Source organism: Streptomyces sp. NPDC041970, from assembly GCF_055588985.1.
The window spans coordinates 9,429-22,463 of the sequence record NZ_JBVJCD010000031.1; the positions used below are offsets into that span (position 1 = coordinate 9,429).

Annotated in this window: 13 protein-coding genes; 4 read left to right on the top strand and 9 right to left on the bottom strand. The window is 73.9% G+C overall.

The genetic code is table 11. From position 1 onward, the window contains the following. Positions 1–160: 160 nt before the first annotated feature. The 3 genes from ACZ6EJ_RS16905 to ACZ6EJ_RS16915 are packed head-to-tail and all read right to left on the bottom strand — an operon-like array spanning position 161 to position 1,720. Complete coding sequence (locus ACZ6EJ_RS16905) at positions 161–829, bottom strand: HAD family hydrolase (protein ID WP_469267872.1); 669 nt, start codon at positions 827–829, stop codon at positions 161–163. Between the two features lie 50 nt (positions 830–879). Beyond that, positions 880–1,347 (bottom strand): DUF5709 domain-containing protein, encoded by a 468-nt coding sequence (locus ACZ6EJ_RS16910; protein ID WP_469267873.1) that lies wholly within the window; start codon positions 1,345–1,347, stop codon positions 880–882. A 46-nt stretch (positions 1,348–1,393) separates the two neighbouring features. Further along, the gene (locus ACZ6EJ_RS16915) at positions 1,394–1,720 is read right to left on the bottom strand and encodes a plasmid stabilization protein (protein ID WP_469267874.1); all 327 of its coding nucleotides are present in this window, start codon (positions 1,718–1,720) and stop codon (positions 1,394–1,396) included. A 555-nt stretch (positions 1,721–2,275) separates the two neighbouring features. On the opposite strand from ACZ6EJ_RS16915, the gene ACZ6EJ_RS16920 reads away from it, so the two are divergent. After that, the gene (locus ACZ6EJ_RS16920) at positions 2,276–2,500 is read left to right on the top strand and encodes a DUF5133 domain-containing protein (protein ID WP_469267875.1); all 225 of its coding nucleotides are present in this window, start codon (positions 2,276–2,278) and stop codon (positions 2,498–2,500) included. A 63-nt stretch (positions 2,501–2,563) separates the two neighbouring features. Here the strand turns inward: ACZ6EJ_RS16920 and ACZ6EJ_RS16925 are convergent, their stop codons facing one another. From ACZ6EJ_RS16925 to ACZ6EJ_RS16935, 3 genes are read right to left on the bottom strand one after another with little or no spacing between them, the layout of a single operon-like run. Continuing rightward, complete coding sequence (locus ACZ6EJ_RS16925) at positions 2,564–3,163, bottom strand: flavodoxin family protein (protein WP_469267876.1); 600 nt, start codon at positions 3,161–3,163, stop codon at positions 2,564–2,566. 60 nt (positions 3,164–3,223) lie between these two features. Then, positions 3,224–4,705, bottom strand: a complete 1,482-nt coding sequence (locus ACZ6EJ_RS16930; protein WP_469267877.1) for an aminotransferase class I/II-fold pyridoxal phosphate-dependent enzyme — start codon at positions 4,703–4,705, stop codon at positions 3,224–3,226. 41 nt (positions 4,706–4,746) lie between these two features. After that, positions 4,747–5,634 carry an SDR family oxidoreductase gene (locus ACZ6EJ_RS16935; RefSeq protein WP_469267878.1) on the bottom strand — a complete coding sequence of 296 codons (888 nt, stop codon included), beginning with the start codon at positions 5,632–5,634 and terminating at the stop codon, positions 4,747–4,749. Between the two features lie 325 nt (positions 5,635–5,959). Here ACZ6EJ_RS16935 and ACZ6EJ_RS16940 point away from each other — a divergent pair, with 325 nt between their 5' ends. From ACZ6EJ_RS16940 to ACZ6EJ_RS16950, 3 genes are all read left to right on the top strand, one after another. Continuing rightward, entirely contained in the window at positions 5,960–6,526 is a 567-nt protein-coding gene (locus tag ACZ6EJ_RS16940; RefSeq protein WP_469267879.1) for a PadR family transcriptional regulator, read from the top strand. A 63-nt stretch (positions 6,527–6,589) separates the two neighbouring features. After that, entirely contained in the window at positions 6,590–8,320 is a 1,731-nt protein-coding gene (locus ACZ6EJ_RS16945) for an acyl-CoA dehydrogenase family protein (protein WP_469267880.1), read from the top strand. Between the two features lie 111 nt (positions 8,321–8,431). After that, on the top strand, positions 8,432–10,984 hold the full coding sequence (locus ACZ6EJ_RS16950) for an ATP-dependent Clp protease ATP-binding subunit (protein WP_469267881.1): 2,553 nt from the start codon (positions 8,432–8,434) through the stop codon (positions 10,982–10,984). 46 nt (positions 10,985–11,030) lie between these two features. Here the strand turns inward: ACZ6EJ_RS16950 and ACZ6EJ_RS16955 are convergent, their stop codons facing one another. The 3 genes from ACZ6EJ_RS16955 to ACZ6EJ_RS16965 all read right to left on the bottom strand — a co-directional run bounded on the left by ACZ6EJ_RS16955 (position 11,031) and on the right by ACZ6EJ_RS16965 (position 13,034). Then, positions 11,031–11,837: an FkbM family methyltransferase gene (locus ACZ6EJ_RS16955; protein ID WP_469267882.1), complete on the bottom strand. Its 807-nt coding sequence runs from the start codon at positions 11,835–11,837 to the stop codon at positions 11,031–11,033. Beyond that, positions 11,834–12,052, bottom strand: coding sequence for a Trm112 family protein (locus tag ACZ6EJ_RS16960; RefSeq protein ID WP_469267883.1), 219 nt, complete (start codon positions 12,050–12,052; stop codon positions 11,834–11,836). Before ACZ6EJ_RS16960 ends, ACZ6EJ_RS16955 begins: the two co-directional genes overlap by 4 nt. Before the next feature lie 88 nt (positions 12,053–12,140). After that, positions 12,141–13,034 carry a hypothetical protein gene (locus ACZ6EJ_RS16965; RefSeq protein ID WP_469267884.1) on the bottom strand — a complete coding sequence of 298 codons (894 nt, stop codon included), beginning with the start codon at positions 13,032–13,034 and terminating at the stop codon, positions 12,141–12,143. Position 13,035: the final 1 nt, after the last annotated feature.

Sequence of the window (13,035 nt, forward strand, 5' to 3'; positions counted from 1 at the left end):
CCCCGGGAGGGGGGGGGGGGGTGGTCGGCTTCCCCCTTTCCCCCCCCCCCCCCCCCCCCCCCCCCCCCCCCCCCCCCCCCTCCCCCCCCACCCCCCCCCCCCCCGCCTCCGCTTGCGGCCCTGCGGCCTCGTCACCGCCCGCGGGCGGACCCGCCGGACGTCAGGCGGACAGCGCGCCGAACGGGGAGTCGTCGAGGTGGGCGAGGAGGTCGGCGGTGTCCCGGTACACGGCCTCCGCGCCCGCGTCCTCCAGGTCCGCGCGGGGGATGCCGCCCGAGAGCACGGCCACCGACCGCACCCCGGCGCGCGAGGCCGCCTCCATGTCCCACACGGTGTCGCCCACGAACACCGCCCGTTCGGCGTCCACCCCGGCCAGCTCCAGGGCCAGCCGGACCGGCTCGGCGGCCGGCTTGCCCTCGGAGACGTCGTCCGAACTGGCCGTGTCCTCGATGGCCTCGTCCGCGTCCAGGGCGCGGCGCAGCGCCTTCAGCTCCGGTCCGCTCGCCGAGGTGGCGAGCACCACCCGCCAGCCGCGCCCCGCCAGGGTGCGCAGGAGGTCGCCCGCGCCCTCGAAGGCGGGGAGGCGGTCGTAGTACGTCCCGTAGAGCGCCTTGTGCGCGGCGCTGACGGCGGAGTCCTGGTCCCGGTCGCGGTCGTCCCCGAGGACCCGCTCGATCAGATCCTCCGAGCCCAGGCCGATCGACCGGTGCACGTCCCGCATCGCGACGGTGTGGCCCGCCTGCCGGAACGCCTCCCACCACGCCACCGCGTGGAGGTAGTTGGTGTCGGTGAGCGTTCCGTCCACGTCGAAGACCGCCGCTCTCGCCATGTCGCCCGCCTTCCTCGCGTCCGGCCCTCGCCCGCCCGGCTCCTCGTCCGTCATGCGCCGTCCGGCTCGTCCTCGACGTGGACGGCCGCCTCCTCGGCCGACGCCGCTCCGCCGTCGATGCCGACGTCCTCGGCGAACACGTCCGTCTGCCGGCCCGTCCCGTCGTCCGTGGCGCTCAGCCGGCCGGCGCGCCGCTCGCCGCTGATCTCCTCCCGCGGTTCGCCCTCCCCGCCGGGGAGGTCGCCGATGCCGTCGCCCTCGGGCCGTCCGGCGCCGACGTCGCTCTCCTCCTGGGCCAGCCGCCGGTCCAGCGACTCGCCCTCGCGCTCCTCGGCCCCCGTGGTGCCGAACCTGTCCACCCCCAGGGGGCGTTCGGGCGGCGAGTAGCCCTCGTCCATCACGTCGTCCAGATCGCGTTCGCCGAGCGCGTTCTGCAGGTCGAGGTCGTCGTTCGGCGGCTCCTGCGCGCCGTCGTTCTGCGGCTGGTACACGTCGTCGCCGCGGCCCTGGTCGGGCATGTCGTGCTCCTCTGCGTCGCGGGTGGTGCGGGTCGGTCCGCGGGCCTCAGCGTCCGAGGGCCCTGCGCAGCTCGGCCTTGTTCATGGAGGAGCGCCCGTCGATGTTCTTCTTCCTGGCCTCCTCGTAGAGCTGGTCCCTGGTCGGCCCCTGCGCGCCCCGGTGGGAGCGTTCCCCACCACGCTGGTAGGCCGACTTCTCGTCCTGCGTCGAGGTCCTGCTCGCCGTCTTCGACTCGCCGGCGCGGGCGCGCTCCTTGTTCACGGTCCTGGCGGCGATCTCCTTCGCCCGCCCTTCGGACGCGCCCCTTTCCTCTTCGCTCTCCTTGATGTGCTCGTACTGCCGTTCACGCTTGGCATTCGAACCAGCGGGCATGGCGTATTCCTTTCCGGGTCCCCTCTCCCTCGGGGCCGCGAGCGGCGCGCCGGAGGAGGAGAACCCTTGTCCCGTGGTGCGCTCACCCGCGTTTCCCGTTTCAGGACAACTAAACAGCGCCGACCGGGACGGGGCGCGCCCGACCGGGGCTCCCGGACCCGGCCCGAGCGCGCCGGGGGCGGTGGTCCGGGGGCGCGGGAGGCCGGTGGCCGCTCGGTACGACCGCGTCCACTCGGGTGAATCGCCGCACGTCGGGCCCTTGCGCGGCCGTGTCGCCCCGTCCCGCGGGGCGGGTCCGCCCGAACCGGCGGAGAGGACGGAGGGATATCGCGTACGGAATTCCACGCTTGCGTGGACGCCGTGGTGCTGGGCACAGTAAGAGGGCGAGGTCGGTGAGCGGACGACTAAATGCCGTCCGTTTTCCGGAAGTGATCCGTGATGCCGCCGATTCACTCCCCTCTGTCTCTCGCGCGACGCCCTGCGGGCCATGTGCTCTGCGCGGCGGGCATTCCCGTCCCGTTGTCCTCCCTGGTTGTGAGAGAAAGGCTGAGCGCGATGCTGATGGCTCACCCCGCGGTACTCGAAGAGCTTCTGCGCCGCTACGACGAACTCCGGGCGCAGTGCGGAGACGGCCTGGAGGAGGCGCGTCGGCGGCTGGAGGACGTGAGCTACACCCTGTGCGTCTCCACCGGGACCCGCGACGTGGCCTCCGCGCTCGCCGCGGCCCGCCGTCACCTGCGGCGCTCGGCCCTGGGCGGCGGCGCGGTGGCCACCGCCTGAGCGACCCCCTCGCCGCCCGCCCCTTCCCCCGCACGGGGAAAGGGGCGGGCGGCGTCGTGCGGGTCAGGGCGCCGGGTAGGGGTGGTCGGTGAGCAGGCGTGCCAGGTGGACGGCGTTGGCGGCGAGGGCGCGGGTCGTCGAGGCGACGGGCTCGGGCGTGCTGTCCAGGTCCTGGTAGTCGGTGCCCTGCATCGCCTCCCCCACCCAGTACGTGACCGCGCCGGGGGCCAGGGAGAAGCCGATGTCGTCGAGGCCCTGGAAGACGTCGGCGCTCACCTTGTGCGCCCCGTCCTCGTTGCCCACGACGGCGACGGCGGCGACCTTGCCCTGGACGAGGGGGCGGCCCTGGTCGTCCGTCTCGGACGATTCGGCGTTGAGGCGTTCCAGCACCCGCTGGCAGAGGCTGGCGGGGTGGCCGAGCCAGATGGGGGTGGCGATCAGCAGGATGTCGGCCGCCAGGACCTTCTCGCGGATGGCGGGCCAGGCGTCGCCGTCGCCCATGTCCACGCCGATGCCCGGCCGTACGTCGTGGTCGGCGATCCGGACGATCTCCCCGCGCACGTCGTGGCGGGCGAACTCGGCCATGACCTGCTCGGCGAGGCGGTGGCTGCTGGAGGGGGCGGGGGAGGCGTTCAACGTGCAGACGAGGGCGAGGGCGCGCATGGGAGGGGTCTCCTTCGTGGCGGGGTCCGGACGGATGAGGGGGAGCGGCGGGGCGGCCGGTCAGGAGCGGGGCTCCTCGGCGCAGACCCGCATGTGCGCCAGGGTGGGGTCGGCGGGATCGGGCACGTTCATGCCCGCCTCGACGCCCGAACGCAGGTACCGCACCAGGGGTTCGGTGATCCGTTCGCCGGGCAGCACGGCGGGGATGCCGGGCGGGTAGGGGGTCATCATCTCGGCCGCGATCCGGCCGACGGCCCGCTCGGCCGGTACGTCCTCGGTCCGGGCGAAGTAGGCGTCGCGCGGCAGGAGGACCTGGTCGGGGCGGAGTTCGTCGGGGGAGGGGACGCGCACCCGCGGCGCGGGCCGCAGGTCGCCGGCGTGCCGGGCCAGGTCGCGCAGCGCCGTCAGCAGCCGGTCGGCGGTGTCCTTGTCGTCGGCGTGGGTGATCTGGGCGCTGATCCGGCGGTGGTCGACGAGGTGCATGTCGATCCGGTGGTGGCGGCGCAGCCAGTCGGCCGCCCGGTAGCCGGTGGTGCCCAGGCGCCCGATGTCGATGATCACGGGCAGCGGGTCGAACTCGGCGGCCGCGCCGGGCCCGCAGAAGTCCTCCTCCCCGTTGACGTGCATCCCGTCGATCTCCTCGATGCGCCCGCGGACCGTCGCGGTCAGTTCCAGGGCGCGGGAGAGCAGGTCGCGCCCCTCCAGCACCATCTGGCGGCGCCAGCCGTCGATCCCCGCGTAGAGCAGGACGGAGGGGCTGGTGGTGCCGAGGAGATCGGCGCGGGAGGCCAGCGTGTCGTGGTCCACCAGGTCGCCCTGGAGGTGGAAGACCGACCCCTGTTCCAGCCCGCTGCCCATCTTGTGGATGCTGGTCACGCAGACGTCGGCGCCGGCGTCCATCGCCCAGGACGGCAGGTCCGGGTGGAAGGGCAGATGGGCGCCCCACGCCTCGTCCACGATCAGCGGCTTCGAGCGCCGGTGGCAGATCTCGGCGATGGCCCGCAGGTCCGCCGCCGTGCCGTAGGGGGTCGGACTGGTCACCAGGGCCCCGCGGGCGTCGGGGTGTTCGGCGAACGCCCGCTCCACGGAGGCCGGGGACGGCGGATGGGCGAGATGCCGCTCCGCGTCCCACTGGGGCTCCACCCAGACCGGCTCCACCCCCGAGAGGATCAGCCCGGCGATGACGGACTTGTGGGCGTCGCGGCCCACCACCAGCTTGGCGCCGGGGGCCGCGACGCTCAGCATGGCCGCCTTGACCGACAGCGAGCTGCCGCAGGTGGAGAAGAAGGTGTGCTCGGCGTGCACGGCGTCGGCCATCAGGTTCTCGGCGCGCTGCAGGACGCCGGACTTCTCCCGCCGGTCGTCCAGCCCGCCCGTGGACAGGACGTCGCCCAGGAACACGGCGTCGCCGAGGACCGCGCGCACCTCCGGCGCGGCCCCTCGGGCCTGTTTGTGGCCGGGCGGGGAGAAGCCCAGCTCGTCCCGCTCGTGGTAGGCGGCGAGGGCGTCGAGGACGGGTGCTTCATGGTGGTTCGCAGTCATTTACGACGCCTTCCCGCTCCGTGCGCCCGCCAACCAGGGGGTTACGGAAGGGGCGTGCCGCCCGTGGCGTTCATGATCTCGCCGGTGATGAACGAGGCGTTCGCGGAGGCGAGGAAGACGTAGGCGGGCGCCATCTCCGCGGGCTGCGCGGGACGGCCCAGCGGGCTCTGCTTCCCGAACTCGGCGGTGTCCGGCATGGTCGCCGGGATGAGCGGGGTCCAGACCGGGCCGGGGGCCACCGCGTTGACGCGGATGCCGTCGGCGGCCAGCATCTGGGCGAGCCCCTGGGTGAAGGTGACGATCGCGCCCTTCGTCATCGCGTAGTCGAGCAGGTGCGGACTGGGCTTGTACCCCTGCACCGACGTGGTGTTGATGATCGAGCCGCCCGCCGGGATGTGCGGGAGCGCCATCTTGCACAGCCAGAACATCCCGTACAGGTTGGTGCGCACCACCCGGTCGAACTGCTCGGTGGAGATGGCGGAGATCCCGTCCGGCTGCGACATCTGGTACGCCGCGTTGTTGACCAGCACGTCGATGCGGCCGAACGCGGACACCGTCTCCTCGACCAGCGAGCGGCACTGCTTCTCGTCGCGGATGTCGCAGACGACGGCCACCGCCGTGCGACCGGCCTCCTCCACCAGGCGGACGGTCTCCCGCGCGTCCTTCTCCTCCTCGGGGAGGTGGGTCAGCACCACGTCCGCGCCCTCCCGCGCGAACGCCAGGGCGACCGCGCGGCCGATCCCGGAGTCGCCGCCGGTGATCAGGGCCTTGCGGTCCACGAGCAGGCCGCTCCCCCGGTAGGAGTCCTCGCCGTGGTCCGGCGGCGGGTCCATGGGCCCGGTCCAGCCGGGGTGCTGCTGCTCCTGCTGGGGGAAGTCGGGGCGGGGGTGGCGTCGGGTCGGGTCCTGCGGCTGTTCGCTCTTCGTCATGTTCCTGCCTTCCTGCTCTGCGGTACGGGCGGGGGCGGGCGGCGACGCGTCGGCGGGCGGCGAACCGTGCCGTGTGCGGGCCCGGTTCGATCCTCCGCCCCGGCGGGCGGCTCCGCGATCCGGGCCGACCGCCCGGAGCCCTGCGCGTACCCCCGGCGCGGGCGGCTCACGCCCCCGTCCGGATGAGGGGCGGGGGTTCGGCGGGGCGCCCCGCTCCTCCGCGTACGGCGAAGGGAGGCCGCCCCCTCCGTGCGGCGGGGTGAGCCCCGTCTCATCCCGGCCCACCGCCTTGCCTATGCAACGAGTTGCATAGAAGGATCGCGGCATGGCGCTCGACCACGCGATCCTCGTCTCGCTGCTGGAGAGGCCGGGCTCCGGCTATGAGCTGGCCCGGCGCTTCGAGCGGTCCATCGGCTACTTCTGGACCGCCACCCACCAGCAGATCTACCGCGTGCTGGGGCGCATGGAGAGCGACGGCCTGCTCCTGGTCCGCGAGGTGCCGCAGGCGGGCAGGCCGGACAAGAAGGAGTACTCCGTCACCCCGGCCGGCCGCGCCGCGCTCGCCGCGTGGCTGCACCGGCCGATCGAGCCGGAGAGCCTGCGGCACGACCTCGCCGTGAAGATCCGGGGCGCCGCCTTCGACGACCCGGCCGCCCTGATCCGCGAGGTCGAGCGCCACCGCCAGGCCCACCGCGACCGGCTCGCCCACTACCTCGCCGGGGAGGCGCGCGACTTCACCGGGCCCCCCGCGCCCGAGCCGCCGGACGCCGGACGCGAGCTCCAGCACGTCGTCCTGCGCGGCGGCATCGCGTACGAGCGCATGACCATCGCCTGGCTCGACGACGTGCTCGCCACGCTCCACCGGCTCGCCGGGCCCGGCGCGGACGCCTGAACGCCTGCCGCCCCGCCCGTACCACCCGTGACCACCACCCGCCGCCTCCGGAAGGGGCCCTCCATGGCCGAGTCCCTGCTGTTCAACCCGCGCACCTACGACCCGCGCCACTTCGACCCGGAGACGCGCAGGCTGCTCCGCGCCACGGTGGACTGGTTCGAGGCGCGCGGCAAGCGACGGCTGATCGAGGACTACCGCTCCCGCGCCTGGCTGGGCGACTTCCTCGCCTTCGCCGCCGAGGAGGGCCTGTTCGCCACCTTCCTCACGCCCGCCTCCGCCGCCCCCGAGGGCGACGGGGACCGGCGCTGGGACACGGCCCGCATCGCCGCCCTCAACGAGATCCTCGGGTTCTACGGCCTGGACTACTGGTACGCCTGGCAGGTGACCATCCTCGGCCTCGGCCCGGTCTGGCAGAGCGGCAACGCCGCCGCCCGCGAGCGGGCGGCCGCCCTCCTCTCCCAGGGCGAGGTGTTCGCCTTCGGCCTCTCCGAGAAGGCGCACGGCGCGGACATCTACTCCACCGACATGCTGCTGGAGCCGGACGGCGAGGTCGCCGGCGGCTTCCGGGCCACCGGTTCCAAGTACTACATCGGCAACGGCAACGCGGCCGGCCTCGTCTCCGTCTTCGGGCGGCGCGCCGACGTCGAGGGCCCCGAGGGCTACGTCTTCTTCGCCGCCGACAGCCGCCACCCGGCGTACCGCCTGGTGAAGAACGTCGTCGACTCCTCCAAGTACGTCAGCGAGTTCCGTCTGGAGGACTACCCGGTCGGCCCGGACGACGTCCTGCACACGGGCCGCGCCGCGTTCGACGCCGCCCTGAACACCGTCAACGTCGGCAAGTTCAACCTCTGCACCGCATCGATCGGCATCTGCGAGCACGCGATGTACGAGGCCGTCACCCACGCGGACAACCGCGTCCTCTACGGCCGCCCGGTCACCGCGTTCCCGCACGTGCGCCGCGAGTTGACCGACGCCTACGTCCGCCTGGTCGGGATGAGGCTCTTCAGCGAGCGCGCCGTCGACTACTTCCGCTCCGCCGGGCCCGACGACCGCCGCTACCTCCTCTTCAACCCGATGACGAAGATGAAGGTGACCACGGAGGGCGAGAAAGTCATCGACCTCCTGTGGGACGTCATCGCCGCCAAGGGCTTCGAGAAGGACACCTACTTCGCCCAGGCCGCCGTCGAGATCCGGGGGCTGCCCAAGCTGGAGGGCACGGTCCACGTCAACCTCGCGCTGATCCTGAAGTTCCTGCGCAACCACCTGCTGCACCCGGTCGACCACCCGCCCGTCCCGACCCGGCTCGACGCGGCCGACGACGCCTTCCTGTTCCGGCAGGGGCCGGCCCGCGGCCTGGGCTCCGTGCGCTTCCACGACTGGCGCCCCGCCTTCGACGCGTACGCCGACGTGCCCAACGTGGCCCGCTTCCGGGAGCAGGCGGACGCCCTGTGCGCGTTCGTCGAGACGGCCGCCCCCGACGAGGAGCAGAGCCGCGACCTGGACCTCCTCCTGGCCGTCGGGCAGTTGTTCGCCCTCGTCGTTCACGGCCAGCTCATCCTGGAGCAGGCCCGGCTGACCGGCCTGGACCAGGACGTGCTCGACGAGCTGTTCGCCGTCCTCGTACGCGACTTCTCCGCGCACGCCGTCGAGCTGCACGGCAAGGACTCCGCCACCGGTGACCAGCAGAGCTGGGCGCTGGGCGCGGTACGCCGCCCCGTCGCCGACGCGGCGCGCTCGGCGCGGGTCTGGGAGCGGGTCGAGGCGCTGTCGGGGGCGTACGGGACGGCGCCGTGACCGACGCGCCCTGAGCGGGCCGGGGGGCGGGCCGGGCGGTTCGCTCCGTTTGCGGAGGCGTGCGCACCGCGTTTGAGTGGGAGAGCCCTGCCTCGCCTCCCTGGAGCTGACATGTCGATGGCGTTCGGTTCACCTCTCGGCCCCTCCGACCCCTTCAGCGACCTGCTGAACCGGTTCTTCGGCATGTCACCGGCGTCCTCGCCCCCGGCCGTGCAGCGCGTCCCCATCGGACGGCTGCTGACGGAGTCCTCCCACGAACTCCTGGGCCTCGCCGCCCGCAAGGCGGTCGAGGGCGGCACCGCCGACCTGGACACCGAGCACCTGCTGTGGGCGACCACCCGGGTGGAGCCCTCCCGGCGGGTGCTGGCCCAGGCCGGGGTGGACCCGGAAGCGCTCGCGGCGCAGCTCGACGCGGTCCTGCCCCGCGAGGCCGCCGAGCCGTCGTCGGAACCCGGTCTCACCCCGGCCGCGAAGCGGACCCTCACCGCCGCCTACGCCCGCTCGCAGGCGGCGGGGGTCTCCTACATCGGCCCCGAGCACATCCTCGGCGCGCTCATCGACGACGCGGACTCCGGGGCCGCCCGCTTCCTGCGCGCGGACGACCTCGACGTGGGCCGGCTGCGCGGCGAGACGGACCGGGCCGCGCGCGCCGAAGGGGCGCCCGCCGGCGGTCGGCGGCCCTCCGAGACCCTGGACGAGTTCGGCAGGGACCTCACCGAGGAGGCCAGGGCCGGCAGGCTCGACCCGGTGGTCGGCCGCGCCGACGAGATCGAGCAGACCATCGAGATCCTGTCCCGGCGCTCCAAGAACAACCCGGTCCTCATCGGCGAACCCGGCGTCGGCAAGACCGCCATCGTGGAAGGACTCGCCCAGCGCGTCGTCGCGGGCGAGGTCCCCGAGACCCTCAAGGACAAGCGGGTCGTCTCCCTGGACCTGTCCGGGATGGTGGCCGGGGCCCAGTACCGCGGCCAGTTCGAGGAGCGCCTGAAGAAGGTCATCGAGGACGTCCAGCAGGCCGAGGGGGAGATCATCCTCTTCATCGACGAACTCCACACGGTCGTCGGGGCGGGCGCCACCGGCGAGGGCTCCATGGACGCGGGCAACATGCTCAAGCCCGCCCTCGCCCGCGGCGAGCTGCACGTGGTCGGCGCGACGACGATCGACGAGTACCGCAAGCACGTCGAGAAGGACGCCGCCCTCGAACGCCGCTTCCAGCCCGTCCTGATCCCGGAGCCCACCGTCGAGGAGAGCGTGCAGATCCTCGAAGGGCTGCGGGACGCCTACGAGGCCCACCACCAGGTGCGCTTCGCCGACGGCGCGCTGGCGGCGGCCGCCGAGCTGTCCGACCGGTACATCAGCGACCGGTTCCTGCCGGACAAGGCCATCGACCTGATGGACCAGGCCGGGGCGCGCGTACGGCTGCGCAGCGCGGGCCGCTCCACCGCGGTCGTCAGCCGCGAGGACCGCCTCGCCCGGCTGCGGCGCGAGAAGGACCAGGCCGTCGCCGCCGAGGAGTTCGAGCGGGCCAAGGCCCTCAAGGAGCAGATCGCGGAGGCGGAGGGCGAGCTCGCCGGCATCGAGGAGCGGCGCGAGGGCGTCGTCACGGTCACGGCCGCCGACATCGCCGACATCGTCTCGCGCCGCACCGGCATCCCCGTCTCCCAGCTCACCGCCGGCGAGAAGGAGAAGCTCCTCAAGCTGGAGGAGGAGATGCACGCCCGGATCGTCGGCCAGGACGAGGCGGTCACCGCGGTCTCCCAGGCCGTGCGGCGCAACCGCGCGGGCATGGGCGACCCCGATCGGCCCGTCGGCTCGTTCCTCTTCCTGGGCCCCACGGGCGTGGGCAAGACCGAACTGGCCAAGACCCTCGCCGAGCTGCTGTTCGGCCAGCAGGACCGCATGATCCGGTTCGACATGAGCGAGTTCCAGGAGAAGCACACCGTCGCCCGGCTCGTCGGCGCGCCCCCCGGATACGTCGGCTACGACGAGGCCGGTCAGCTCACCGAGAAGGTCCGCCGCCAGCCCTACAGCGTGGTCCTGTTCGACGAGGTGGAGAAGGCGCACCCCGACGTCTTCAACACCCTGCTCCAGATCCTCGACGACGGACGGCTCACGGACGGCCAGGGCCGCACGGTCGACTTCCGCCACTGCGTCGTCATCATGACCTCCAACATCGGCGCGCACCGCATCCTCGCCCACGAGGGCGACGCCGCCGAGCTGAGGGACGAGCTGATGGAGGACCTGCGGGGGCGGTTCCTGCCCGAGTTCCTCAACCGCATCGACGACATCATCGTCTTCCACAGCCTCACCGAGGAGGACCTGTCCGAGATCGTCGACCACCTCCTGGACCGCAGCAAGCACCGCGTCCACGCCCAGGGGCTCACCCTGGAGGTCACCGAGGCGGCCAGGAAGCTCCTGGTCGCCCACGGCTACCAGCCGGAGTTCGGCGCCCGCCCGCTGCGCCGCACCATCCAGACGGAACTCGACAACCGCGTCGCCTCCCTGCTCCTGGGCGGCGAGGCCGACCCCGGAGACACGATCGTCGCCGACGTGGCCGACGACTCGCTGCACTGCACGGTGCGCAAGGGCAGCCCCGCCGCGAGCGCCGAGGACGCCGAGGCGCAGAGCGGGCGGGACGGGGACGCACAGGCGCCGGCCGGCTGAGAGGGGCCGTGCCCGGGGGCCGCGGCCGGACGGGGGCCGGGTGCGCTCAGGGCGGCCCCGGCGCGCCGCGCCCGCGCGCCGTGTGCGCGGCCCCCGGCGCCCGGCCGTCCGGCAGGAAGAGCACCGAGTTCACGTACCGCTCGCGGCCCGGCGCGAACGCCCGGTGCAGCAGACCCCGGTGCACCAGGTGCTCGGTCCGCGCCTGATGGCCCACCAGGTCGAAATCGGCGAGCGCGGTCCAGTCCCCGGCCGCCAGCACCCACCCCGCGTACCCCAGGTCGGCCAACATGCCGATCACCGGGCCGATCGGGCCGAGCCGGCTCTCCAACTCGACGAGCAGCGCCGGCCGGTCCCGGCGCAGCAGCCCCACCGCGCCGAGGAGCGCGGCCCGCTCGCCGCCGTCGACGTCCATCTTGACGAAGTCCACGCCGCGCAGCCGCAGACCGTCCACGGTCAGCGACGGCACCTCCAGGCAGTGCCCGTGGATGTCGCGGCGGGCCAGCGAGGACACCCCCCGCTCGCCCCCGTCCCCCTCCGGCAGCCACAGCCGCGCCGTGCCCGCGCGGTCCGCCGCCGCGCCCTCCACCACCCGGACGTTCGACGGCAGCGTCCGGCGCAGGTGCTCCACCAGCCGGGGCACCGGCTCGACCGTGACCACCTCGGCGCAGCGCGCGGCCAGCCGCCGCGACCAGGGGCCGTACCAGCCCCCGATGTCCAGGGCCGTGCCGCCCGGCGGGCAGAAGTCCGCGAGCCGCCGCAGCTCGGGTTCGAAGCGCGGGTACAGGGCGACCGCGGCGGACCCGACGAGGCGGTCGGGCAGCAGGGACGCCACGGCCGCGGCGAACGTGGTCACGTGGCCGGGACCTCGAGACGCGCCAGGTAGCGCTCGTGCTCGTCCTGCCCGACCCGCCGCCCCGAGGAGGGCAGGAGCTGCGGTATCCCCTCCACGACCGGGTAGCTGAGCCGCAGCCGGGGGTTGTACAGCGCCTCCTCCTCGGGGAGCAGGGCCAGCGGCCCCTTGTCGAGCGGACAGGCCAGGATGGCGAGCAGCGGGTCGTCGGGCTTCATCGCAACAGCTCCCTCGGATGGACGGGCGGAACGGCGGGCGTTCCTCGGACAGGTCTCGCACCGGGCGGGGCCCGGCGGACGCGGGCGGTCAGGACGGGGCGGCGGGCGCCGCGTCGTGGCGGGGCATGGCCAGCAGGACGGTGAGCGCCAGCGCCGTCCCGGCCACCCGCAGGGTGAGCAGCAGCGGGTCGTCGGGGAGCGACTCGCCGAAGGCCAGCGTCCCGAGGACCGCCGTGAACAGGCAGGTCACCGTGGTGCACACCGGCACGATCAAGGACGCCCGGCAGCGCTGGAGCGCCGCCTGCGACATGACCAGCCCGGCCACCGCGGTGAACAGCAGCAGGTACGGGTACGGCGACCCCAGCAGCGACGCCGCGGCCTCGCCGAGATCGGTGCTCGTCAGGCGGCTGGAGGCGCCCTTGACGGCCAGCGAGCTGACCCCGTAGAGCAGCCCCACCGCCACCCCGTAGCCGATGCCGCTGGTCGGCGCGCGGTGCCGCCGCACCGCCCGGCTCTCGACCCGCGCGTACAGCCAGACGCCCGCCGCCAGCGCCGGCACGCAGACGAGGAGCACCAGCGCCCACGGGGCCCCGGCGCTCACCACGTCCTCGCCCTCGCGCACCGAGGCGACGACCATCAGCAGCGCGACCAGCACACCGACCAGCGCGTAGCGTTCGCGCCCCGACGGCTCCTCGCCGAGGACCGCCGAGGACAGCAGCAGGAGCAGCACCAGGCCGGAGACGAAGATGCCCTGCGCGGCCGCGATCGGCAGCGCCCGGTACACGACCAACTGGGCCCCGAACCCGCCCGCCAGCGCCAGCGCGCCCACCATCCACAGCGGACTGCCCAGCAGCGTCCGGACCGCGTGCAGCGGCTGGTCGGCCGAGAGCGCGGGCAGCGAGCCCAGGGCCCGCTTCTCCACCACGAAGCCCACGCTGTAGAGCACGTTGGCCAGCAGCGCCGCGCCCACACCCCACCACACC